This window comes from Candidatus Sodalis sp. SoCistrobi, from assembly GCF_900143145.1.
Taxonomy (GTDB): Bacteria; Pseudomonadota; Gammaproteobacteria; order Enterobacterales; family Enterobacteriaceae; genus SoCistrobi.
On sequence record NZ_FRDB01000006.1, the window covers coordinates 1 to 23343 of the forward strand.

19 protein-coding genes and 1 pseudogene are annotated in these 23343 nt (G+C 58.8%); 2 read left to right on the forward strand and 18 right to left on the reverse strand.

From position 1 onward, the window contains the following. The coding region (locus CINSTRO3249_RS01115; RefSeq protein ID WP_143146879.1) for an integrase core domain-containing protein at positions 1 to 229 on the forward strand (229 nt) is incomplete at its 5' end. Positions 230 to 262: 33 nt separating this feature from the next. On the opposite strand, the gene cydX is transcribed toward CINSTRO3249_RS01115, so the two are convergent. The 11 genes from cydX to sdhC form a co-directional block, all read right to left on the reverse strand. After that, positions 263 to 355: a cytochrome bd-I oxidase subunit CydX gene (gene cydX, locus CINSTRO3249_RS01120; RefSeq protein ID WP_074011820.1), complete on the reverse strand. Its 93-nt coding sequence runs from the start codon at positions 353 to 355 to the stop codon at positions 263 to 265. Between the two features lie 16 nt (positions 356 to 371). Beyond that, positions 372 to 1511 carry a cytochrome d ubiquinol oxidase subunit II gene (gene cydB, locus CINSTRO3249_RS01125; RefSeq protein WP_074011821.1) on the reverse strand — a complete coding sequence of 380 codons (1140 nt, stop codon included), beginning with the start codon at positions 1509 to 1511 and terminating at the stop codon, positions 372 to 374. Between the two features lie 17 nt (positions 1512 to 1528). Beyond that, positions 1529 to 3097 (reverse strand): cytochrome ubiquinol oxidase subunit I, encoded by a 1569-nt coding sequence (cydA, locus tag CINSTRO3249_RS01130; protein ID WP_074011822.1) that lies wholly within the window; start codon positions 3095 to 3097, stop codon positions 1529 to 1531. An 873-nt stretch (positions 3098 to 3970) separates the two neighbouring features. Next, on the reverse strand, positions 3971 to 4843 hold the full coding sequence (sucD, locus tag CINSTRO3249_RS01135; protein WP_074011823.1) for a succinate--CoA ligase subunit alpha: 873 nt from the start codon (positions 4841 to 4843) through the stop codon (positions 3971 to 3973). After that, positions 4843 to 6009: an ADP-forming succinate--CoA ligase subunit beta gene (gene sucC / locus CINSTRO3249_RS01140; protein ID WP_074011824.1), complete on the reverse strand. Its 1167-nt coding sequence runs from the start codon at positions 6007 to 6009 to the stop codon at positions 4843 to 4845. The genes sucD and sucC overlap by 1 nt, the downstream gene beginning before the upstream one ends. Positions 6010 to 6124: 115 nt before the next feature. Beyond that, positions 6125 to 7345, reverse strand: coding sequence for a 2-oxoglutarate dehydrogenase complex dihydrolipoyllysine-residue succinyltransferase (gene odhB, locus CINSTRO3249_RS01145; protein WP_074011825.1), 1221 nt, complete (start codon positions 7343 to 7345; stop codon positions 6125 to 6127). A 15-nt stretch (positions 7346 to 7360) separates the two neighbouring features. Next, the gene (gene sucA / locus CINSTRO3249_RS01150; protein ID WP_074011840.1) at positions 7361 to 10168 is read right to left on the reverse strand and encodes a 2-oxoglutarate dehydrogenase E1 component; all 2808 of its coding nucleotides are present in this window, start codon (positions 10166 to 10168) and stop codon (positions 7361 to 7363) included. Between the two features lie 215 nt (positions 10169 to 10383). Continuing rightward, on the reverse strand, positions 10384 to 11100 hold the full coding sequence (locus CINSTRO3249_RS01155) for a succinate dehydrogenase iron-sulfur subunit (protein WP_074011826.1): 717 nt from the start codon (positions 11098 to 11100) through the stop codon (positions 10384 to 10386). A 15-nt stretch (positions 11101 to 11115) separates the two neighbouring features. Continuing rightward, a complete protein-coding gene (gene sdhA / locus CINSTRO3249_RS01160) occupies positions 11116 to 12882 on the reverse strand; it encodes a succinate dehydrogenase flavoprotein subunit (protein WP_074011827.1) in 1767 nt (588 codons plus the stop codon). 3 nt (positions 12883 to 12885) lie between these two features. Continuing rightward, positions 12886 to 13233: a succinate dehydrogenase membrane anchor subunit gene (sdhD, locus tag CINSTRO3249_RS01165; protein ID WP_074011828.1), complete on the reverse strand. Its 348-nt coding sequence runs from the start codon at positions 13231 to 13233 to the stop codon at positions 12886 to 12888. Then, positions 13227 to 13616, reverse strand: coding sequence for a succinate dehydrogenase cytochrome b556 subunit (gene sdhC, locus CINSTRO3249_RS01170; RefSeq protein ID WP_074011829.1), 390 nt, complete (start codon positions 13614 to 13616; stop codon positions 13227 to 13229). Before sdhC ends, sdhD begins: the two co-directional genes overlap by 7 nt. 615 nt (positions 13617 to 14231) lie before the next feature. Between sdhC and CINSTRO3249_RS01175 the strand changes: the two genes are divergently transcribed. Next, a complete protein-coding gene (locus CINSTRO3249_RS01175; protein WP_074011830.1) occupies positions 14232 to 15512 on the forward strand; it encodes a citrate synthase in 1281 nt (426 codons plus the stop codon). 405 nt (positions 15513 to 15917) lie between these two features. On the opposite strand, the gene pxpC is transcribed toward CINSTRO3249_RS01175, so the two are convergent. The 7 genes and pseudogenes from pxpC to seqA all read right to left on the reverse strand — a co-directional run bounded on the left by pxpC (position 15918) and on the right by seqA (position 23331). After that, positions 15918 to 16850: a 5-oxoprolinase subunit PxpC gene (gene pxpC / locus CINSTRO3249_RS01180; RefSeq protein WP_074011831.1), complete on the reverse strand. Its 933-nt coding sequence runs from the start codon at positions 16848 to 16850 to the stop codon at positions 15918 to 15920. Then, positions 16844 to 17460: pseudogene (gene pxpB, locus CINSTRO3249_RS01185) on the reverse strand (5-oxoprolinase subunit PxpB). Before pxpB ends, pxpC begins: the two are co-directional and overlap by 7 nt. 153 nt (positions 17461 to 17613) lie before the next feature. Then, complete coding sequence (locus CINSTRO3249_RS01190) at positions 17614 to 18357, reverse strand: type 2 GTP cyclohydrolase I (protein ID WP_074011832.1); 744 nt, start codon at positions 18355 to 18357, stop codon at positions 17614 to 17616. A 13-nt stretch (positions 18358 to 18370) separates the two neighbouring features. After that, positions 18371 to 19819 (reverse strand): deoxyribodipyrimidine photo-lyase, encoded by a 1449-nt coding sequence (phrB, locus tag CINSTRO3249_RS01195; protein ID WP_074011833.1) that lies wholly within the window; start codon positions 19817 to 19819, stop codon positions 18371 to 18373. Between the two features lie 15 nt (positions 19820 to 19834). Continuing rightward, positions 19835 to 20788 (reverse strand): 2-thiouracil desulfurase family protein, encoded by a 954-nt coding sequence (locus CINSTRO3249_RS01200; protein WP_074011841.1) that lies wholly within the window; start codon positions 20786 to 20788, stop codon positions 19835 to 19837. 324 nt (positions 20789 to 21112) lie between these two features. Next, on the reverse strand, positions 21113 to 22756 hold the full coding sequence (gene pgm, locus CINSTRO3249_RS01205) for a phosphoglucomutase (alpha-D-glucose-1,6-bisphosphate-dependent) (protein WP_074011834.1): 1644 nt from the start codon (positions 22754 to 22756) through the stop codon (positions 21113 to 21115). A gap of 20 nt (positions 22757 to 22776) precedes the next feature. Beyond that, positions 22777 to 23331 carry a replication initiation negative regulator SeqA gene (gene seqA, locus CINSTRO3249_RS01210; protein ID WP_074011835.1) on the reverse strand — a complete coding sequence of 185 codons (555 nt, stop codon included), beginning with the start codon at positions 23329 to 23331 and terminating at the stop codon, positions 22777 to 22779. Positions 23332 to 23343: the final 12 nt, after the last annotated feature.

Sequence of the window (23343 nt, forward strand, 5' to 3'; positions counted from 1 at the left end):
CGGCGACTCCTACGATAATGCGATGGCAGAGAGTATCAACGGGTTGTACAAAACGGAGGTTATCCACCGCGGGAGCTGGAAAAACCGGACGGAAGTGGAGTTGGCCACGCTGGACTGGGTGGACTGGTACAACAACAGAAGGCTGCTCGGGCGGCTGGGTTACATCCCTCCTACTGAAGCCGAAATGAACTATTACGCTTTGCAATTAGCATCAGAGGAAGCGGCGTAGTATTGCCAAAATTACTCTCTAATAAACTCGGGGTTATTCAATCTCCAGATGCTCAAGGGCCAGCGCGGTAATGATGCCGAAGGCACAGGCCAACAGCGTTCCTAAAATCCAGGCGAAATACCACATATTTAAGCTCCTTAACTCAGTACAGCGAATGCGTGTTTTGTTCAATATGTTCTTTCGTGATGCGACCGAACATTTTGTAGTAACACCAGATGGTATAGAGCAACACAATCGGCACGAAAATGGCCGCCACCACGGTCATGACTTTCAGCGTCCCCAGGCTCGAGGTCGCATCCCACATCGTCAGGCTGGCATTTGGCATCGTGCTCGACGGCATGATGAACGGGAACAGCGTAATCCCCGCGGTCAAGATAACACAGGCCACGGTCAGCGAGGAGAAAATAAACGCCCAGGCGCTGCGCCCCGCCCGGCTGAAGACAATTGTCAGCAGCGGCAGCACCACACCCAGCGCCGGCACGATCCACAGTCCCGGGTAAGCGTGGTAATTGGCCAGCCAGGCCCCGGCCTGATGCGCCACTTCTTTATGCAGCGGGTTGGACTGCGCGGCCCGGTCGATGACCGAGGTAATGGTATAGCCGTCGATGCCATTGACGACCCAAATACCGGCCAACAGGAAGGTTATCATCGTCACTAGCGCGGTGAGCTGGGTGATACCGCGCATCCGCACCTGCAAATCGCCGCTGGTGCGCATTTGCAGGTAGGTGCCGCCCTGGGTCAGGAACATCGCCAGGCTGACGATACCCGCCAGCAGGCCAAACGGGTTAAGTAACTGGAAGAAATTGCCGGTGTAATACAGGCGCAGGTACTCGTCCACGTGGAACGGCACGCCCTGTAGCAGGTTGCCGAAAGCGACCCCTATCACCACCGGTGAAATAAAGCTGCCGATAAAGATCCCCCAGTCCCACATATTGCGCCAGCGGGCGTCGTCGATTTTCGAGCGGTAGTCGAAGCCGACCGGACGGAAGAACAGTGAGGCCAACACCAGGATCATGGCGATATAAAAACCGGAGAACGCCGCGGCATACACCATGGGCCAGGCGGCGAACAGCGCGCCGCCGGCGGTGATGAGCCACACCTGGTTGCCGTCCCAGTGCGGCGCAATGGTATTGATCATGACCCGGCGTTCAACGTCGCCGCGGCCAAACAGGCGCATCAGCATGCCAACGCCCATATCAAACCCGTCGGTGACGGCGAAACCGATGAGCAGCACGCCAATCAGTACCCACCAGATAACACGCAATACTTCATAATCAAACATAGTCATTCGCTCCTGTATTACCGTGCGCTCACCGAGGAAACGGACGTTTGTTCAAAATGGTAGTTGCCGGTTTTCAGACTGCTTGGCCCCAGGCGTGCGAACTTGAACATCAGATACATTTCCGCCACCAAAAACAGCGTGTACAGTCCGCAAATCAGCCCCATCGAGAACAGGATGTCGCCGGCGGTCAGGGTCGAGTTGGCGACAGCGGTCGGCAGGATCTCACCGATAGCCCAAGGCTGGCGGCCGTATTCGGCGATAAACCAGCCGGACTCGATAGCGATCCACGGCAGCGGGATCCCATAGAGCATCGCGCGGTGCAGCCAACGCGGCTGACCAATACGGTTACGCAGCACGGTCCAGAAACAGGCGGCGATCAGCAATAGCATCAGCACGCCGCAGCCCACCATGATACGGAAGGAGAAATACAGCGGCGCCACGCGCGGGATAGAATCGCTGGTTGCCTGGCGAATCTGCTGCTCGTTGGCCTGGGTGATGTCGTCTGTGTAGCGTTTCAGCAGCAGCCCATACCCCAGATCTTGCTTGCTGTTATTGAACGCTTCTCGCACCGCGGGATCGGTGCTGCCTTCGCGTAACTGTTGCAGCAGGCTATAAGCCTTCATGCCGTTACGAATGCGCACCTCATGCTGCACCATCAAATCTTTCAGGCCGGTGACCTGACGATCGGTGGAACGGGTCGCGATTATGCCCAGTGCATAAGGGATACGCACCGCGAAGTGGTTGGTCTGGTCTTCCTGGTTCGGCAGGCCGAACAGGGTAAAGGAGGCCGGCGCCGGCTCGGTGTTCCACTCCGCCTCGATCGCCGCCAGCTTGGTTTTTTGCACGTCGCCCATCTCGTAACCGGATTCATCCCCCAGCACGATGACCGACAGCACCGCCGCCATGCCGAAGGAGGCGGCGATGGCGAAAGAGCGTTTGGCGAAGGCGATGTCGCGCCCTTTCAGCAGGTAATAGGAGCTGATACCGAGGACAAACATCGCGCCGGTGCAGTAGCCCGCGGCCACGGTATGCACGAATTTCACCTGTGCGACCGGATTAAGTACCAGGTCGGCGAAGCTGACCATCTCCATACGCATGGTTTCGTAGTTGAAATCCGACGCGATGGGATTTTGCATCCAGCCGTTGGCCACCAGGATCCACAGCGCGGACAGGTTGGAGCCCAGCGCCACCAGCCAGGTCACCGCCATATGCTGCACTTTGCCCAGGCGATCCCAGCCAAAGAAGAACAGGCCGACGAAGGTGGATTCAAGGAAAAAGGCCATCAACCCTTCAATGGCCAGCGGTGCGCCGAAGATATCGCCGACATAGTGGGAGAAGTATGACCAGTTGGTACCGAACTGGAACTCCATGGTAAGACCGGTAGCCACGCCGAGAGCGAAGTTGATAGCGAACAACTTGCCCAAGAACTTGGTCATATCTTTATAGATCTGTTTACCCGACAGCACATAAACCGTTTCCATGATGGCCAGCAAAAACGCCATACCCAGCGTCAGCGGCACAAACAGGAAATGGTACATCGCCGTTAAAGCAAACTGTAATCGTGATAGTTCGACGACATCAAACATGATGACTCCTTGCTCCTCGCAGGAAGGTTCCCACATGCGCCGCTACGGCCGTCCCTGTCGTGCAGGGCGGCCGGATAGGCGCGGTGAATATTAAAGGCTTTATAGTTATCATTAACCACCTGCCGCCTCGGACCCGTGAGGGAAAAGAAGGGCAGCGGCGCCGCAGACGGATTTAATAAATACCAACAGACCCGGTTGGGAATGACCGTATAGTACCCCTCAATTTCCTCTGGATAAATATATTTTTTAGTGACGGAGGTATTAAAACCGCATAATGATCAATCAAGACGCAACACCGCGTCTTCGCTGAAATTGCGCTGGCGCAAAACCGCCGCCACCCTCGCCCGCCGCGCGGGGATAAATATTGATTTAACGCAATGTTTTGTGTTTTTTGTTAAATATTGGTAGCCAAAAAAATGCAATTCCGGCGAAATGTTGCTAAAGTGTGATTAATTAAAAACGGTGTTAAAAATAAATGAAAATTATAATGTGGCCTATTCGTTTCTGCCGCGTAGCGTTATTTAATATGCTCATCGCGCGATAATGCATGTTTATTAATATCCCATCTACAACGGTCATCATACCGTCATCATTGTCACCTGAGGTTATTTCCGGCGTTTTGCGCATGGCCTGTGGATAACCTCACGCACGCTCCCCTGGCATTCAGCTTGCGTTGCCGATATCGTCTGGCGCCAGCAAGCGTAACGACCACCACCTCAGCATAAGCCCTGCTTTGCCGGGCAATGGATGAAACAACCGCCGCCAGGGTGCCTTTATGGCAAAAAAAAGCTGCCCGCGGGCAGCCTTACAACATTCTGAAAGCCGCGGCCTCGGGCGCGCGGCGTTTTCCCGCCCTGTTTCGGGGGCGCCAACTCAGTTCGGCAAAATAAACTTCAGCGCTTCGCCGATATCGGCCAGGCTGCGCACGGTCTTCACGCCCGCCGCTTCCAGGGCGGCAAATTTTTCGTCCGCCGTGCCCTTGCCGCCCGCGATAATCGCACCGGCATGGCCCATTCGTTTCCCTTTCGGCGCCGTAACGCCGGCGATGTAACCCACTACCGGTTTGGTGACGTGATCCTTGATATAGGCGGCGGCTTCTTCTTCCGCGCTACCGCCGATTTCGCCGATCATCACGATGGCTTCCGTCTGCGGATCCTCTTCAAACAGCTTGAGGATGTCGATGAAGTTCGAGCCGGGGATCGGGTCGCCGCCGATGCCCACGCAGCTGGACTGTCCGAGCCCGGTGTCGGTGGTTTGCTTCACCGCTTCATAGGTCAAGGTGCCGGAGCGGGAGACAATGCCCACCCGGCCGGGCTGATGGATATGCCCCGGCATAATGCCGATTTTGCATTCCCCCGGGGTAATCACGCCCGGGCAGTTCGGCCCGATCATGCGCGCGCGGCTTTGCTCAAGCTTGGCTTTCACCGTCAGCATATCCAGCGTCGGGATGCCTTCGGTGATGCAGATAATCAGCTCAATGCCGGCATCGATGGCTTCCAGTATCGAGTCCTTGCAAAACGGCGCCGGCACGTAGATAACCGATGCCGTTGCGCCGGTCTTGTCAACCGCTTCGCGCACGGTGTTGAATACCGGCAAACCGAGATGCTCGGTGCCACCTTTGCCGGGCGTAACGCCGCCAACCATTTGGGTACCGTAGGCCAGCGCCTGTTCAGAGTGGAAGGTCCCCTGGCTACCGGTAAAACCCTGGCAAATGACTTTGGTGTTTTTATCAATCAAAATAGACATTACTTACCCTCCACCGCGGCGACAACCTGTTGAGCCGCGTCGGTCAGACTTGTGGCGGCGATGATGTTCAGCCCGCTGTCGGCCAATCGCTTGGCGCCCAGTTCGGCGTTATTCCCTTCCAGACGGACTACCACCGGGACGCTGACGCCCACCTCGGATACCGCGCCGATGATGCCGTCGGCAATCAAATCGCAGCGGACGATGCCGCCGAAAATATTGACCAGCACCGCTTTGACCTTCTCATCCGACAAGATGATTTTGAACGCCTCGGTGACGCGCTCCTTGGTGGCACCGCCGCCTACGTCAAGGAAGTTGGCCGGTTCGCCGCCGTGCAATTTGACGATATCCATCGTCCCCATCGCCAGGCCGGCCCCGTTCACCATACAGCCGATATTGCCGTCCAGCGCCACATAGTTAAGCTCCCACTGGGTGGCGTGCGCTTCGCGTTCGTCTTCCTGGCTGTGATCGCGCATCTCGCGCAGCTCCAGCTGGCGGAACAACGCGTTACCGTCGGCGCTCAGTTTGCCGTCAAGGCAGATAAGATCGCCGGCGCCGGTAATCACCAGCGGGTTGATTTCCACCAGCGCCAAATCGCGCTCTAAAAACAGCGTCGCCAGGCCCATGAAAATTTTGCTGAACTGAGAAACCTGCTTGCCGCTCAGGCCCAGTTTGAACGCCAGCTCGCGCCCTTGATAAGGCTGCGGGCCGGTGAGCGGATCCAGAGCCACTTTGTGAATCAGGTGCGGCGTCTCTTCCGCCACCTTTTCTATCTCCACGCCCCCTTCGGTGGACGCCATAAACACCACGCGGCGGGTACCGCGATCCACCACCGCGCCCAAATAAAGCTCCTTGGCGATGTCGGTGGCCGCTTCCACCAGAATCTGATTGACCGGCTGGCCCAGGGCGTCCGTCTGATAGGTCACCAGACGCTTGCCCAGCCACTGCTCCGCGAAGGCGCGGATTTCTTCTTTCGATTTCACCACTTTCACGCCGCCGGATTTACCGCGGCCGCCCGCATGTACCTGGCATTTCACCACCCAGGGGCCGGCGCCGATTTTCGAGGCGGACTCTTCCGCTTCACGGGGCGTATTGCAGGCGTAACCGGTCGGGGCAGGCAGACCATACCGAGCAAACAGCTGTTTTGCCTGATATTCATGTAAATTCATGATGTTGTTTCCATCTTCGTCTGGAGAGTGTCAGCGGCGCTCGGTGGCGTCGCCGTAATGGGGCATCAAAGCCGTTGACCTCAGGCGGCGGCACCGGGGCCGCCGCCGTCATGCGCTAAACGTCCAGCAGCAGGCGAGTAGGATCTTCGAGCATCTCTTTCACCGTCACCAGGAAACTGACGGATTCTTTCCCGTCGATCAGCCGGTGGTCATAAGACAGCGCCAAATAAATCATCGGCAGGATAACCACCTGACCGCCCACCGCCATCGGCCGATCCTTGATGGCATGCATGCCCAGGATCGCGCTTTGCGGCGGGTTGATGATGGGCGTCGACATCAATGAGCCGAATACGCCGCCGTTGGTAATGGTGAAGTTACCGCCGGTCAGTTCCTCGACTTTCAGTTTGCCGTCGCGGCCCTTGACAGCCAGTTCCTTGATTTTCTTCTCGATATCGGCCATGCCCAGCGCATCGATATCCTTCAGCACCGGCGTTACCAGGCCGCGAGGCGTGGATACCGCGATGCTGACGTCAAAGTAATTGTGGTAAACCACATCTTCGCCATCGATAGACGCGTTCACTTCCGGGAAGCGTTTCAACGCTTCCAGTACCGCTTTGATATAGAAGGACATGAAGCCCAGACGGACACCGTGGCGCTTTTCAAACGCATCGCCGTAGTGCTTGCGCAGATCCATCACCGGCTGCATGTTGACCTCATTGAAGGTGGTCAACATAGCGGTGCTGTTTTTCGCTTCCAGCAGACGTTCGGCCACGCGCTTGCGCAGGCGGGTCATCGGCACGCGTTTTTCGCTGCGGTTGCCGAGCGCCGGCGCCGGAGCGTCTTCCTGGGCGGCGGCCAGGGCCGGAGCGGCGTTCTGGCGGCTGGCGATATGTTTTTCCACGTCTTCGCGGGTCAGACGTCCGCCCACGCCGCTGCCTTTAATCGCCTCGGGATTAACATCATGCTCGGCGATGAGGCGGCGAATGGCCGGGCTCAGCGCGTCGTTGCTTCCCTCTTCCAGGCCCGCGGTGTGGCGCTGGGCCGGCGTGGACTCCTGGCTCTGGGATTTCTCGGTGGTCGCCTGGCCGGTACTGTCGCCCGGGCGCAGACGCCCCAGCACTTGACGGGCGGTCACGGTAGCGCCTTCGTCTTCCAACAATGCTTCCAGAACGCCGGCTTCAGGGGCGGGAACTTCCAGCACCACTTTGTCGGTTTCAATCTCGACCAGCACTTCATCACGCTGAACACTGTCACCGGGCTTTTTATGCCAGGTGGCGACGGTGGCATCCGCGACCGATTCAGGCAGGTCAGGAACCAGAATATCTACGCTACTCATTCTCTATCCTTATTGTTAATTAACGTTCAGCGCGTCGTTGACCAGATTTTTTTGCTGGGTCTGGTGTACGGACAAATACCCTACCGCCGGCGAGGCGGAAGCCGGACGGCCCGCATAATTCAGCGCGGCGCCTGCGGATATCACTTCGCGGAAATGGTGCTGACTGCAATACCAGGCGCCCTGATTTTGTGGCTCTTCCTGGCACCAGACGAAATCCTCTACATGCGCATACGGCGCCAGCGCCTCCCGTACCGCCTGCAGCGGGAACGGGTAGAGCTGTTCAATACGCACGATGGCCACGTCCTGCTGCCCGTTTTTGCGCCGCTGCTCTAAAAGATCATAATAGACTTTGCCGGAACACATCACGACGCGTTTAACGCCCTGCGGGTCAAGATCGTCCACTTCACCAATGGCGGGCTGGAACGTGCCGTTGGCCAATTCATCAAGCGACGAAATAGCCAGCGGATGACGCAGCAGCGATTTGGGTGACATGACAATCAGCGGCCGGCGCATATTGCGCAGCGCCTGGCGCCGCAGCATATGATAGACCTGCGCCGGCGTCGACGGGACGCAGACCTGCATATTTTGTTCCGCGCACAGCTGGAGATAGCGCTCCAGGCGGGCGGAGGAGTGCTCCGGTCCCTGCCCTTCATAGCCGTGGGGCAGCAGCATCACCAGCCCGCACATCCGTCCCCATTTCTGCTCGCCGGAACTGATAAACTGATCGATGACCACCTGGGCGCCGTTGGCGAAGTCGCCAAACTGCGCTTCCCAAATGACCAAAGTGCGCGGCTCGGCGGTGGCGTAACCGTATTCAAACGCCAGCACCGCTTCCTCCGACAGCACCGAGTCCCAAACGCGGAAGCTGCCCTGGCCGTTGTGGACATGGGCCAACGGCGTATAGCTGGAGCCATTCTTCTGGTTATGCACCACCGCGTGGCGATGGAAGAAGGTGCCGCGGGCGGTATCCTCTCCCGACAGGCGGATGGGGACTCCCTCATCCACCAGCGTAGCGTAAGCCAGCGTTTCGGCGCCGCCCCAATCGAAAGGCTTTTCACCGCGCGCCATCGCGGCGCGGTCGTGATAAATCTTGGCGACCCGCGGCTGCATTTCCACGCCGGCAGGCACCTCGCTGATGCGGTGCGCCAGCGCCTGCAAACGCTTACTTTCCACCTGGCTGGGATAGGCTTCATCCCAGTCGTGATTGAGATAGCGCTGCCAGGCGAAAGAATGCATATTCATCTGCCGCCACTCTTTCACCACGCATTCGCCCTGATCCAGCGCGTCGCGGAACACATTGACCTGTTCGGTGGCGTCGGCGAGGGTGATAATGCCGTCGCGCTCCAGGCGGTCGGCGTAGATTTTGCGCGGCGTCGGGTGCTTTTTAATTTTCTGATACATCAGCGGCTGGGTGGCGCTTGGCTCATCGGCCTCGTTATGGCCGTGGCGGCGATAGCACACTAAATCGATCATCACGTCACGCTTGAAGGTATTGCGGAAATCCAACGCCACGCGGGTGACAAACGCCACCGCTTCGGGATCGTCGGCGTTGACGTGGAAAATCGGCGCCTGCACCATTTTGGCGATATCGGTACAGTACTGAGTCGAGCGCGCGTCGTGGGGATTGGAGGTAGTGAAACCCACCTGGTTATTGATAACGACACGCACCGTCCCGCCCACGTCGTAACCGCGCGCCTTGGACATGTTCAGCGTTTCCTGCACCACGCCCTGGCCGCTGATAGCGGCATCGCCGTGCAGCGTAATCGGTAACACCATCGTGCTGCTTTGCTCATCCAGCCGGTCGATACGCGCCCGAACCGACCCCATGACCACCGGGCTTACGATCTCAAGATGCGAGGGGTTGAACGCCAACGCCAGGTGCACCAGCCCGCCTTCAGTTTCTATGTCTGAGGAGAAGCCCTGGTGGTATTTCACGTCGCCGGTACCTAAATGCTCTTTATGTTTGCCGGCGAACTCGTCAAACAAGTCCTGCGGCTTTTTGCCCAGCACATTGACCAGTACGTTCAGACGGCCGCGATGCGCCATGCCCAGCACCACTTCTCGCGTACCGTTGCTGCCGGCATAGCGCACCATCTCTTTTAACATCGGAATCAGCGCATCGCCGCCTTCAAGCGAGAAACGCTTGGCGCCCGGGAATTTGGCGCCAAGATAGCGTTCAATGCCTTCCGCCGCGGTCAGCTCGGCGAGAAAACGCGTTTTCTCGTCGCGGCTGAAACTCGGCTGGCCTACCACCGACTCGATACGTTGCTGGATCCAGCGTTTTTCTTCGGTATTGGTGATGTGCATGTATTCGGCGCCGATGGCACCGCAATAGGTCTTTTTCAGCGCCTCGTACAAATCCGCCAATTTCATGGTGTCGCGGCCAATGGCGAACGACCCCAAGTTAAACGTTTTCTGAAAATCAGCCTCGGTGAGGTGATGAAAGGCGGGATCAAGATCGGGAACCGTTTCCTGTTTCCACAGCTCCAGAGGATCCAGATTGGCATGCTGATGGCCGCGGAAACGAAAAGCATTGATGAGCTGCAGGACTTTCACCTGCTTCGAGTCGATATCCGGATCGTTGACCGAGGCGGTATAGCGTGTCGCGTCCTTCGCCAGACGGCGGAAGTATTCCCGCGTTTTGGAGTGGAGCTGATCGGGGCTGACGCCCGCGGTCGGTAGCTGTTTAAATATTGCTCCCCAGCTCGCATCGACAGAGTCAGGATCCGTCAAAAAATCTTCATAGAGCTGCTCTATGTAGGACTGGTTTGCGCCCGCCAGATAGGAGGAATCCAGCCAGGCCTTCATTGCGCCGTTCTGCATCATGATCCCTTAAGCTTATTAAGCTTCAGTTTTCGCCGTGGTTAACCCGTAATCGGATCACATATAAGCGGTTCAGCCAGCGGATTACCCCTGCGAGGTCATCTGTGCCGAAGGAACCTTTGAAAAGCGGCTGGCCTCGGGGCCGTTAACCGGTTTTCAAAGGCTTCCTGCGCTACCCCCCGTCCGCCGCAGCGATCGGGGGACAGCAGCGCCCATTAGGCGCTGTAGTTCACCAGCATGCTTTTGATATGACCGATAGCCTTAGTAGGGTTAAGCCCTTTGGGGCATACGCTGACACAATTCATAATGCTGTGACAGCGGAAAACGCTGAAAGCGTCGTTCAGATCATCCAACCGCGCCTGCTGATGGGTGTCGCGGTTGTCGATAAGGAAACGATAGGAAGCCAGCAGCCCCGCCGGCCCGATGAATTTATCGGGGTTCCACCAGAAAGAGGGACAAGAGGTAGAGCAGCAGGCGCAGAGAATACATTCATACAGCCCGTCCAGCTTGGCGCGCTGTTCCGGCGATTGCAGATGCTCACGCGCCGGCGGATTGCGGCCGTCGTTTATCAAGAAGGGCTTGATCTTCTCGTACTGGGCATAGAACTGCCCCATATCCACCACCAAATCGCGGATGACCGGCAGCCCGGGCAGCGGGCGGATAACGACTTTATGGTCGCCCTTGCGCAGCATCGACAGCGGCGTTATGCACGCCAAACCGTTTTTGCCGTTCATGTTGACGCCGTCCGAGCCGCAGACCCCTTCACGGCAGGAGCGGCGGAACGACAGGCTGGGATCCTGCTCTTTAAGCTGGATTAAGGCATCCAGCAGCATCATATCGCGCCCCTCCTCCACGGTGAGGGTGTAGTCCTGCATGCGCGGCTTATCGTCGACATCGGGATTGTAGCGATAGATGGAAAATTCAACCTTCATGATTCATCCTCCACCCTAGTAGGTACGCACTTTCGGCGGGAACGCCGGGCGTAATGTCGGTTGCATGTTGACCTTACGACGCGTCATGCTGTCGCTGTCGGGTAAATACAGCGAGTGGCACAGCCAGTTTTCATCGTCGCGGTCCGGGAAGTCGAAACGGCTGTGGGCGCCGCGGCTTTCGGTGCGGAAATTCGCCGACAGCGCGGTGGAGTAAGCGGTTTCCATCAGGTTATCCAGCTCCAGGCACTCTACGCGCTGGGTGTTGAATTCCGTCGAGGTATCGTCAAGACGGGCATGATGCAAACGCTCGCGGATCTCCTTAAGCTCGGCCAGCCCTTTGGCCATAGCATCCCCTTCGCGGAACACCGAAAAATTGTTTTGCATACAGGCCTGCAGCGCTTTTCGGATCTCGACCGGATTTTCGCCGCTGCGATTGTTGTTCCAGCGGTGATAGCGGCTCAGCGACGCCTCGATATCGTCGTCGCTGGCATCGCGCGTCGGCCCTTGCTCTGTCAATGATTCCTGCAGATGCATCCCCGCCGCGCGGCCGAACACCACCAGATCCAGCAGCGAATTGCCGCCCAGGCGGTTGGCGCCGTGCACCGAGACGCAGGCGATTTCACCCACCGCGAACAGGCCGGGGATGACCACATCTTCACCCTGGGCGTTGACGGTGATCGCCTGGCCGCTCACCTTGGTCGGGATCCCCCCCATCATGTAATGGCAGGTGGGAATGACCGGAATCGGCTCCTTCACCGGATCCACGTGGGCGAAGGTGCGCGACAATTCCAGGATCCCCGGCAGACGCGATTCCAGTACCTCTTTACCTAAATGGTCCAGCTTCAGTTTCGCGTGTGGCCCCCACGGGCCGTCGCAGCCGCGGCCTTCGCGGATTTCAATCATAATCGAGCGGGCGACCACATCGCGGCCGGCCAGATCTTTGGCGTTCGGCGCGTAACGTTCCATGAAGCGCTCGCCGTGCTTATTCAGCAGGTAACCGCCTTCACCGCGGCAGCCCTCGGTGACAAGTACCCCGGCGCCGGCAATGCCGGTGGGGTGGAACTGCCACATTTCCATATCCTGGACCGGCACCCCGGCGCGCAGCGCCATGCCGACGCCGTCGCCGGTATTGATGTGGGCGTTGGTGGTGGATTGGTAGATGCGTCCGGCGCCGCCGGTGGCGAGAATGGTCGCCCGCGCCTTGAAATACACCACTTCACCGGTTTCAATAGACAGCGCGGTGCAGCCCACAATGCCGCCATCCTGATTTTTCACCAGATCCAGGGAATACCATTCGGAAAAAATAGTGGTGTGGTTTTTCAGGTTTTGCTGATAGAGCGTGTGCAGCAGCGCATGCCCGGTACGGTCAGCGGCGGCGGCGGTACGCGCGGCTTGTTCGCCGCCGTAGTTAAGCGACTGGCCGCCGAACGGACGCTGGTAGATGCGCCCGTCGTCAAGGCGGGAGAACGGCAGCCCCATATGTTCCAGCTCCAGCACCGCTTCCGGGCCGGTTTTGCACATGTATTCGATAGCGTCCTGGTCGCCGATGTAATCGGATCCTTTGACCGTATCGTACATATGCCACTGCCAGTCGTCTTCATGGTTGTTGCCGAGCGCGACGGTAATACCGCCCTGCGCCGACACCGTATGGGAACGTGTAGGAAAAACTTTGGAAATTAACGCGCAGGAGAGCCCCATCTGGGAAATCTGCAGCGCGGCGCGCATACCTGCGCCTCCGGCGCCGATTACTACGGCGTCAAACTCTCTCACCGGCAATGACATTGACTACGCCCCCCACACCACAACAGTTCCATAAAGTAAATACACCATGAGCACGATAACGATGGCCAATTGCAGCAGCAGCCGCAGCGCCAGGGGCTTGATGTAATCCGTTAATACCTGCCACATGCCGATCCAGGTGTGCACCAGGATGGAAAACAGGGTCAGCAGGGTAAAGACTTTCGTCATGGGGGTGGCGAAAAAACCGCGCCAGACGTCATAGGTGAGAGTATCTGCAAACAGGATAAAACCGAGCAGATAAATAATGTAAAGGCAAATTACGATGGCGCATGCACGAACCAATAACCACTCATGTACTCCGTTACGTCCTAATGCCGAAGCATTGCTTACCATACGAGGACTCCAGCCAATATAGATAGCACGACAGTTAGCAAAAATGTAACATTTGCGGTGGTTTTACCCATCGCCAACGTTTCTTCCAGATAGCCAAAATCCATCAGCATGTGACGGATACCGCCCAGGGTGTGATAGGCCAGCGCGGTCAGAATCCCCCAAAATATGAATTTGACGATAAAGCTGTCCATCATGGCGGCCGCTTGAATGAAGCCTTCGGGGGAAGAGAGGGATAATCCGAGAACCCACAGCAGGATGCCGATAGCCACAAACATGATGACGCCGGAAACGCGATGAAGAATGGATGCTATTGCAGTTACGGGGAACAGGATCGTTTGCAGATCCAAGTTGACAGGCCTTTGTTTATTCACGGTTTTGCCCACACAGCTGTTATTATATTCCTTCCTCCGGTCCTGGCTGGATCAGACAGCGTTAACGGGATAAACCATGCGACGTCATGTGCTAGAACCACAATTCCTTGTGCGTAAATGACGCGTTAAATAACGCTGGGTGCTCCTACTACAGGGAGTTCCGGAGACCTTGTTGAAGTATATGGCTTTCACATTATGATTACAATTACCATACAAATAGTTTGTTAACATTTGGACGATTTAGTGAGCACCGTCACGATTCTCACATTTCCTATAAGGGTATACATCCACATTGACAATAAAGCAACATTTTGATTACAAACCATCCCGCTTCTATGCTATAACTCGCTTATCGAGTGACGGCACACTTCCTCCGTGATTAAGTTTATGCAACAGTGTGAAAAGCGCCTTGACCCACTGGTTAAGATGCCCATTAATAGCTAATACTATTTTCGATAAATCTTCACCCACCAAGGCAAACCGTTCGTTCAACCTTTTCGGGTTAAGCGTCAAGCTGCGCTTTGCACCCGACATGCCGCCATGCGCGGGACGAACGCTAAAACAACGCCGGGGTCAATAAGCTGCCCGTGGTGGAAGATTGAGTTTATACGCGCTAAGGAGAATATAATGGCTGAAAGTAAAGCGACTTTTACCCCTGAGGGGCATGACCCTATCGCCATGGATATGCTAACGGGCACCATGGGTGAAAAAGAAATAGATATCCGCAGCCTGGCCAGCCAGGGGTATTTCACCTTCGATCCCGGCTTCACCTCCACCGCCTCCTGTGAATCAAAGATCACCTATATCGACGGCGACAAGGGCGTCTTGCTGCACCGAGGCTTCCCCATCGACCAACTGGCGCTGGAGTCGAACTATCTGGAGGTCTGCTATATCCTGCTGAACGGCGAAGCGCCTAACCGCGAGCAATTTGACGAGTTTCGCACTATCGTTACGCGCCACACCATGATTCATGAACAGATCACCCGGCTGTTCCACGGTTTTCGCCGCGACTCCCACCCGATGGCGGTCATGTGCGGCGTGACCGGCGCGCTGGCGGCGTTCTATCATGACTCGCTGGATGTCAACGTCGAACGCCACCGCGAAATCGCCGCCTTCCGCCTGCTGTCGAAGATGCCTACCGTGGCCGCTATGTGCTACAAGTACTCGCTCGATCAGCCGTTCATCTATCCGCGCAACGATTTGTCCTATGCCGGCAACTTTCTGCATATGATGTTCGCTACGCCGTGCGAAACTTACCAAGTCAATCCGGTGCTGGAACGCGCCATGGACCGTATCCTCATTCTGCACGCCGACCACGAACAGAACGCGTCGACTTCAACGGTGCGCACCGCCGGCTCCTCGGGCGCCAACCCGTTCGCCTGTATCGCGGCGGGGATTGCCTCGCTGTGGGGGCCTGCCCACGGCGGCGCCAACGAAGCCTGTCTGCGGATGCTTGAGGAGATCAACAAGGTGGAGCATATCCCCGAGTTCATCAAACGCGCCAAGGATAAAAACGATTCGTTCCGCCTGATGGGCTTCGGCCACCGCGTGTATAAGAATTACGATCCGCGCGCGACCGTGATGCGCGAGACCTGCCATGAAGTGTTAAAAGAGCTTAAGCTTTCCGATGACCTGCTGGCGGTGGCTATGGAGCTTGAACATATCGCGTTGCACGACCCCTACTTTAAGGAGCGCAAACTCTATCCCAATGTCGATTTCTACTCCGGCATCATTCTGAAAGCCATGGGCATCCCGTCCACCATGTTCACGGTAATTTTCGCCATGGCGCGCACCGTCGGCTGGATAGCCCACTGGAAAGAAATGCACGACGATGGTCTGAAAATCGCCCGTCCGCGCCAGCTCTACACCGGCTATGCCCAGCGCGACTTCCACAGCCAGCGCAAATAAGCCTGCCCCGTCGGGGGGCGCCCGCCCCCCGCCAACGGCGCCATGTCAGTCGCTCTGCATCAGCCGCCAGACCACCGGCGCCATGTCAGCCGCTCTGCGCCAGCCGCCAGACTACCTGCGCCATTTCAGTCGCTCTGCATCAGCCGCCAGACCACCTGCGCCTTTTCAGTCGCTCTGCATCAGCCGCCAGACCACCTGCGCCACTTCAGTCGCTCTGCGCCAGCCGCCAGGCCAACGGCGCCAATTCAGTCGCTCTGCGCCGGCCGCCAGACCAACGGCGCCATTTCAGTCGCTCTGCGCCAGCCGCCAGGCCAACGGCGCCATGTCAGTCGCTCTGCGCCAACCGCCAGACCAACGGCGCCATGTCAGTCGCTCTGCGCCGGCCGCCAGACCAACGGCGCCATTTCAGTCGCTCTGCGCCAGCCGCCAGGCCAACTGCTCCAGATAGCGGTTTTGCTGTTGCCAGGCCGCATGCGCCTCATCCAACGAGCAGGGGATAAAATGGATAGGCTCGCCCAGACGGATCTGCGCCAGATGGTATAAATCAGCCTCGATGATACAGGCGATACGCGGATAACCGCCGGTGGTCTGGGCATCGGCCATCAGCACGATAGGCTGGCCGCTGGGAGGCACCTGCACCACGCCGGGCAACACGCCGTGGGACAGGTGCTCCCGGTCGGCGGTGCGCTGTAGGGCGCTGCCCTGCAGCCGGTAGCCCATGCGGTTACTTTGTGGGCTTAATTGCCAGGCGACACGCCAAAACGCATCGCGCGCCTCGGCGCTGAATTCCTGATACTCCGGCCCCGGCAGCGCCCGTACCCGGTTGCCGAACAGCAACTGCTTTATCCCCATTTGCCGCGTCGGCAGCCGTTGCGGCCGGCCGGCCGCCAGCTTGTCGCCGTCGCGCACCCATCTGCCCTCCAGACCGCCCATCGCCGCTTTGATATCGGTGCTGCGCGATTGCAGCACCGGCGGGACGTCAAAACCGCCTGACACCGCCAGATAACTGCGCATGCCGTGTTTCGGCAAGGCCAATTTCACCTGTTGCCCCGGCCGTACCGCAAAACGCCAGCCGGTCCAGAGCGGTTTACCGTCCAGCCGGGCGTGACAATCCGCGCCGGTCAGCGCCAGCCAGCCCGGGTGGGTAATCTCGGCGCAAAACTGCCCCAGGGTAATTTCCAGCACCGCGGCATCGGGCGCGTTGCCGACCAGCAAATTCGCCATCTTCATGGCTGGCTGGTCCAGCACCCCGCCCTGGCTGATACCGAGGTGGCGATAACCGCTGCGGCCGCCGTCCTGCACCGCGGTCATCATGCCGGCGCGAATGACTTTCAGCATACCCCCTCCTTTTGCGGCACGAAGCGCACATTATCACCGGGGCGCAACAGCGTGGGCGACGCCGCATGGGGTGTGAACAGCGCCACGGGAGTGTGGCCGATTAACTGCCAACCGCCGGGACTGCTCAGGGGATAGATGTCGGTTTGCCGGCCGCCAATACCGACCGTCCGGCGGCAACCTGCAGACGCGGCTCGGCGCGCCGTGGGGTATTAAGCGCCTCCGGCAGACCGCCGAGATAGGGGAACCCCGGCTGGAAGCCGAGGAAATAGACAATATAGTTAGCGCCGGCGTGGCATTCCACCACCTGACGTGGCGTCAAGCCGGTGTGTTCCGCCACCTGCGCCAGATCGGGACCGGCATCGCCGCCATAGATGACCGGGATGGCTATCTGCCGCGCTGCGGGCAATACCGATTCGCTCTCCTCCCACCAGCGCTGCAGGCGTTCTATCGCATCCAGCGCCGTGAGCTGCGGATGGGTCAGCAGCACCGTCACATTGTTCATGCCGGGAATGGCTTCGCGCACATCCGGGTGCGAGGCGATACGCTGCGCCAGCCCCCAGATGCGGCGCTGGCTTTCCAGACTGATCGGCGGTTCCAGCTCCAGCACCACCGCCCGCTCCCCCAACAAATAACATCGCGCCCGTTGCAATCCCGCCTCCTGCAAACCGGCCTGTTGCCGTATTCATTACCTTGCTCATTAATAGTCCATAAGCATGCGCAACCCGGGAGGCGCTGTCAATCGGAGAATGGCCGGGCAAACGCGCTAGGCCGGATTGGGGATATCGATAAAAGTCACATCCAAATCATACTGTTGGGTCAGCCACTCGCCCAAGGCGCGGATCCCGCCGCGTTCGGTGGCGTGATGGCCGGCGGCATAGAAATGCAGGCCCTGTTCCCGGGCGACATGGATGGTCTGTTCGGACACTTCGCCGGTGATAAAGGCGTCTACCCCCGCCTGCGCCGCCAGCTCGATAAACCCTTGACCGCCGCCGGTACACCAGGCCAAGCGCGAGATCTGCGCCGGCCCGCCGTCGCCGCAGTGCAGCACGCTACGCCCCAGCGTCTGCTCAAGGCGCAGGCGCAGCGCATCGCCGCTAAGCGGCGTCGCGAGTTCACCTTGCGGCAGCAGCGGTTCCAGGGCGCCGGTCACCCGAATATCCAGCGCCGCCGCAAGCTGCGCGTTATTGCCCAGTTCGGGGTGGGCATCCAACGGCAGATGCCAGGCGTACAGATTGATATCGTTAGCCAGCAGCGTTTTCAGCCGGCGGCGCTTCATGCCGCTGATAACCGGCGCCTCGTTTTTCCAGAAATAACCGTGGTGAACGATGACCGCATCGGCGCCGTGCGCCAAAGCCCTATCCAACAGCGCCTGACAGGCGGTAACACCGGTAACGATACGCCGGACCTCTTGACGCCCCTCCACTTGCAGGCCATTTGGGGCATAATCCTCCACGGCGTCACTGTTAAGCTTTTGATTGATAATGTGTTCGAGTTCGGTATTGCGCATCGGTTCGCCTCTTTCATCGTGATTCGTCCCGCGCCCCGGCCCGGGATTTGGCCGCCTCATAAGCGTCCAGGGCGCGGGCGCGCGCTTTACCATGATCAACGATTGGCGCTGGATAATCCAGCCCGGCGCGCTGCGCCTCGGGCCAACGATGCGGTTGATGCAGATAGCTATCCGGCACCGACTCGAGCGCCGGTAGCCAGCGACGGATAAACGCGCCGTCGGCATCGAAACGCTCTCCCTGGGTGGTCGGGTTGAAGATGCGGAAATAAGGCGCCGCATCGGTACCGGTAGAGGCCGCCCACTGCCAGCCGCCGTTATTGGCCGCCAGATTGCCGTCGATAAGCTGCGACATGAAATACCGCTCGCCGCGGCGCCAGTCGATCAGCAGATCCTTGACCAGAAAACTGGCGCTTATCATCCGCAGCCGATTGTGCATCCAGCCGGTCTGTGCCAGTTGCCGCATGGCGGCATCCACGATGGGATAGCCGGTACGCCCCGCGCACCAGGCGTCGAACAGATCATCATCCTGCCGCCAGGCGACGTGGCGCGTCCAGGGAATAAACGGTTGATGGCGACACAGCGCCGGCCAGGCCACCAGCAGGTGGCGGTAGAAATCGCGCCAGATCAATTCATTAAGCCAGGTAAACGCGCCGTTCTGCCCCGGCGTCAATGCGCTGGGGTAGGCCTTGCGCAGCCGCTGATAACATTGGCGCGGCGACAGGACACCGATAGCCAACCAGGCGGAGAGCCGACTGGTGGCGTCCAGCGCCGGGATGTCGCGGCCGCGATGATAATCCTGCAATTGCTGATGGCAAAACGTGCGCAGACGGGAGAGTGCGGCCGCTTCGCCGGCGGGATAGGCTTCACCGGGCGGCGTCATGGGGTAGTCAAACGGCGCAATGTCGCAGACCTCGGCGCAAGGGGCTCCCGCACGTGGCGACGGCGCCGGCAGGCAAGCCGGGTCCTGCTCTTCAAGCCGGCCCAAAAACGCATTGCGAAACGGAGTATAGACTTTGTACATCTGCTGGTTGCCGGTGTGGACGCTGCCCGGCGGCAGCAGCACGCCGTCATCGAAGCCCTGGCACACCGTCTGGTCGCCGAGGCGCTGCTCCAACTGCCGGTCACGCTCCCGTTCGTTGAGTTCATATTGATAGTTGTAAAACAGCTTATCGACCCGTTCACGCGGGCAAAATGCCGCCAGCCAGTCCACCTGGGCCGCAAAATCAGGGCATTGATGATAATGCAGCGCGATACCCCGCGCCGCCAGTTCCTCGGCCAGATGACGCAAATTTTGCCGGATAAAGGCCGCTTGTCGCGGGCTCATATCGTGACTCCGCCACTGTTGCGGCGTGGCGATAAACACCGCCAGCACCCGGGCCTGCGGATCCTGACAGGCAGCGTGCAGGGCAGTATTGTCGTGCAGGCGCAAATCATTGCGCAGCCAGATCAAATGGGTCGTCATAGCATATCCGTAACATCAATGTCCGTAACGCAGCCGTAGCGCTTCGGGATAGGGTTCAAAATAGCGCTGCTGTGCCAGCCAGGCGTCGGGGTATTCGGCCATGTAATGTTTCAGCAGCGTGATGGGCGCCAGCAGCGGCTGCAGGCCCCGGCGATAACTGTCAATCAAACCGGTGAGTTCGCTACGCTGCGCGCGGGTGAGGTAATGATAGAAATACCCCTGGGCATGCATCAGTACGTTAGTGTGGTTGCAGCGTGTCGCCGGGTGGCGCAGCAGCGCCATCAGCCGGTCGCGATAGGCCAAAGCAAAGGCCTCCAGCGACGGCCAGCGGTCCATACTGGCGACAAAGGGGCCAATCTGCCGGTACTCCGGCTGGGAATGCGCCAACAGCAATAGTTTGTATCGGCGATGAAAGGCCATCAGCCCGCCGCGGGTGAGCGGCTGGCGCATAAGCTGGTTGAATTCCCACAGCGTAAAGACGCGCGCCACGAAGTTTTCCCGCAGTTGCGCGTCCTGCAGCCGGCCATCTTCCTCAACCGGCAACCAGGGCAATTGCTTTTGCAGCACGCGGGTAAACAGCCCCACCCCGGTCTTCTGCACGCCATGGGCGGCGTACACCCGTACCCGTTCCATGCCGCAGCTGGGCGATTTGGCGCAGACAATGTAACCGCAAAGCTCGGCGAGCTGCCGCACTCGATTGCGCGCGAAGGCCTCCATGTTGACGGTGTGGTCGATGGCGTTTTCCTCTTTGCTGTTACGCAAAGCAATTTGGCCGTGGGAATTTTGCACCAGCCTGAGCGCCGGGCACGGCGCCGGCAGTCCGATAGCCATTTCCGGGCAGATCGCGGTGAAAGCGACAAACGGCGCCAGGTCATCCATGGCAAATGCCAGACGTTTATGACCGCCGTCAAAGCGAACATTTTCCCCCATCAGACAGGCGCTGATACCGACGGGGATCCTACTGCTCATACTCGGCTCCTGCGGACGATGAAGGTAGGCAAAGCGTAGCCGATTTTCGCCTGATGCGCAGGGGGGCAATAAGATGTTGCCGGCAACACGCATACGACGGCGACGCTTAGCAAACGGCAGACATAAAAAAGGCCATCGGAAGATGGCCGGTTGACGTGCGGTAAGGATTGCCGGGAGACGCCGGCTGCCCGATACCGCCGCCGCGAACGTATTCGGGCGGCACAGGCTGCCCGATTCGCTGCGGCAGGCATTGCCGGGCAACGCAGGCTACCCGGCTGGCGCGCAACGGTTCCTGTCGGCAGGTGCCGACCGCCGGCAGGGGGCTTACTTCGCCCCGCTCAGCACATCGCTGACGATATCCACCGCCTCTTTCTCGATCTGCTGGCGGTGCTCTGCGCCGAGGAAGCTTTCGCAATAGATTTTGTAGGCTTCCTCGGTTCCCGAAGGACGGGCCGCGAACCAGCCGTTTTGCGTCATCACTTTCAATCCGCCAATAGCGGCGCCATTGCCCGGCGCCGCGGTCAAGCGCGCGGTAATCGGATCGCCCGCCAGGGTACTGGCGCTAACCTGTTCAGGGGAAAGCTTCGACAATATTGCTTTTTGCGCGTGGCTGGCCGGTGCCTGAATGCGGTTATAGCTGGGGGCGCCAAAGCGCTGAGCCAGTTCATCATAATGCTGCTGGGGATTTTTGCCGGTCACGGCGGTAATTTCCGACGCCAGCAGGCACATGATGATACCGTCTTTATCGGTGGACCAGGGTTGGCGGTCAAAGCACAGGAATGACGCGCCGGCGCTCTCTTCGCCGCCAAAGCCCAAACTGCCGTCATACAGGCCATCGACAAACCATTTGAAGCCTACCGGCACTTCCACCAGCCGGCGGCCCAGGCTGTCCACCACCCGGTCAATCATGGCGCTGGACACCAGCGTTTTACCCACGCCAACCTCATCGCCCCACTGGGGACGGTGCTGAAACAGATAGTTAATTGAGGCCGCCAGATAATGATTCGGGTTCATCAAGCCCGCCGGCGTGACAATACCGTGGCGGTCATAGTCTGGATCGTTGGCGAATGCCAAATCGAATTTATCGCGCAGCGCCAACAGCCCGGCCATCGCCGATTCCGAAGAGCAGTCCATGCGGATAATGCCGTCATGATCGAGATGCATAAAGCGGAAGGTCTGGTCCACGGCTTCATTCACCAGCGTCAGATCCAACCGGTAATGCTCGGCGATGCGCTGCCAATAGGCAATACCGGAACCGCCCAGCGGATCGACGCCGAGTTTCAGCCCGGCGCGTTGAATTGCCGGCATATCCACCACGCTCGCCAGCCCTTCGACATAGGGCTGCACCAGATCTTGTGGGTGAAGATGGCCACTCTGCCAGGCCTGGTCCAGCGTCAGGCGTTTCACGCCGCGCAGATCCTCCGCCAGCAGCGCATTGGCGCGCTCTTCAATCACCCCGGTTACGTTAGTATCCGCCGGCCCGCCGTTAGGCGGATTGTACTTGATGCCGCCGTCCTCCGGGGGGTTATGGGAAGGGGTAATCACAATGCCGTCGGCCTGCGCGCCGCCGCCGCGATTATGGGTGAGGATGGCATTGGAAATCGCCGGCGTCGGCGTATAGCCGTTGTCCGCCTGCACGACAACGTCAACGCCGTTGGCGGTCAGCACTTCCAGCACCGAGATAAATGCCGGCTCGGAGAGCGCATGGGTATCTTTGCCGACATAGCACGGCCCCACAATCCCCTGTTTGGCGCGCTCTTCGGCGATAGCCTGACTGATGGCCAAAATGTGGGCTTCGTTAAAGCTATGGCGTCCGGCGCTGCCGCGGTGCCCCGAGGTGCCGAACTTTACCGCCTGGGCGCTATTGCCCGGCTCCGGCCGCAATACGTAATACTGCGACGTTAATTGTGCCACATTAATTAAATCACTCTGGCGGGCGGGCTGCCCGGCGCGGGGGTGATTGGCCATCGGCGCTTCTCCTTTGCTAGTCAATGAAATTTAAGCGTGCCGCAAACTTTTTCTATCAGTTCCGTCGGGAACTGCATCGCCAGCATAATATGCTCAATCATGCTCCGTTTGCGGTCGCTGTTGGTGTTGGTAATGACCCAATAAGACGTACCGGGCACCTGTTTTGGTTTGGTCTGATGGCCGCTTTGCAGCAGCGTTTGTCTGTCGACGGCAAAATAGGTGCGGGTACGGCCATGCAGTGTTTCGGTCGCTTCGGCAAACGCCTGCGGCGACAGGGTATGCAGTGTGGTCAGCACCAGCATGAAGCGATCCACAACCTTGCGCTGCAAAGCATAGTCGTCTGAGAGCAATAATTCACGCATTGCGCGAACCCTCTCCGGCAGTGGACGAACAGATTCCGATTTTTCTGAGGGTTTTGCCGCCGTCGCCACCGCCGGTGCGGGGCTTGCGGCCTTATCTACGCCTGGGGTGAACTTCAACAGACGGCGCAAGATGTCGGAGGCGCTTTCGCCGATATGCAAGGTATGGCCGGCAATATAGCGGTAAAGATCTTCATCGACTTCAATAGTTTTCATTGTAATCCGTAA

Excerpts from the sequence above, each read along its gene's own strand:
- cydX (WP_074011820.1), bottom strand. The coding sequence starts at position 355 with ATGTGGTATTTCGCCTGGATTTTAGGAACGCTGTTGGCCTGTGCCTTC.
- cydB (WP_074011821.1), bottom strand. The coding sequence starts at position 1,511 with ATGTTTGATTATGAAGTATTGCGTGTTATCTGGTGGGTACTGATTGGC.
- cydA (WP_074011822.1), bottom strand. The coding sequence starts at position 3,097 with ATGTTTGATGTCGTCGAACTATCACGATTACAGTTTGCTTTAACGGCG.
- sucD (WP_074011823.1), bottom strand. The coding sequence starts at position 4,843 with ATGTCTATTTTGATTGATAAAAACACCAAAGTCATTTGCCAGGGTTTT.
- sucC (WP_074011824.1), bottom strand. The coding sequence starts at position 6,009 with ATGAATTTACATGAATATCAGGCAAAACAGCTGTTTGCTCGGTATGGT.
- odhB (WP_074011825.1), bottom strand. The coding sequence starts at position 7,345 with ATGAGTAGCGTAGATATTCTGGTTCCTGACCTGCCTGAATCGGTCGCG.
- sucA (WP_074011840.1), bottom strand. The coding sequence starts at position 10,168 with ATGCAGAACGGCGCAATGAAGGCCTGGCTGGATTCCTCCTATCTGGCG.
- CINSTRO3249_RS01155 (WP_074011826.1), bottom strand. The coding sequence starts at position 11,100 with ATGAAGGTTGAATTTTCCATCTATCGCTACAATCCCGATGTCGACGAT.
- sdhA (WP_074011827.1), bottom strand. The coding sequence starts at position 12,882 with ATGTCATTGCCGGTGAGAGAGTTTGACGCCGTAGTAATCGGCGCCGGA.
- sdhD (WP_074011828.1), bottom strand. The coding sequence starts at position 13,233 with ATGGTAAGCAATGCTTCGGCATTAGGACGTAACGGAGTACATGAGTGG.
- CINSTRO3249_RS01175 (WP_074011830.1), top strand. The coding sequence starts at position 14,232 with ATGGCTGAAAGTAAAGCGACTTTTACCCCTGAGGGGCATGACCCTATC.
- pxpC (WP_074011831.1), bottom strand. The coding sequence starts at position 16,850 with ATGCTGAAAGTCATTCGCGCCGGCATGATGACCGCGGTGCAGGACGGC.
- CINSTRO3249_RS01190 (WP_074011832.1), bottom strand. The coding sequence starts at position 18,357 with ATGCGCAATACCGAACTCGAACACATTATCAATCAAAAGCTTAACAGT.
- phrB (WP_074011833.1), bottom strand. The coding sequence starts at position 19,819 with ATGACGACCCATTTGATCTGGCTGCGCAATGATTTGCGCCTGCACGAC.
- CINSTRO3249_RS01200 (WP_074011841.1), bottom strand. The coding sequence starts at position 20,788 with ATGAGCAGTAGGATCCCCGTCGGTATCAGCGCCTGTCTGATGGGGGAA.
- pgm (WP_074011834.1), bottom strand. The coding sequence starts at position 22,756 with ATGGCCAATCACCCCCGCGCCGGGCAGCCCGCCCGCCAGAGTGATTTA.
- seqA (WP_074011835.1), bottom strand. The coding sequence starts at position 23,331 with ATGAAAACTATTGAAGTCGATGAAGATCTTTACCGCTATATTGCCGGC.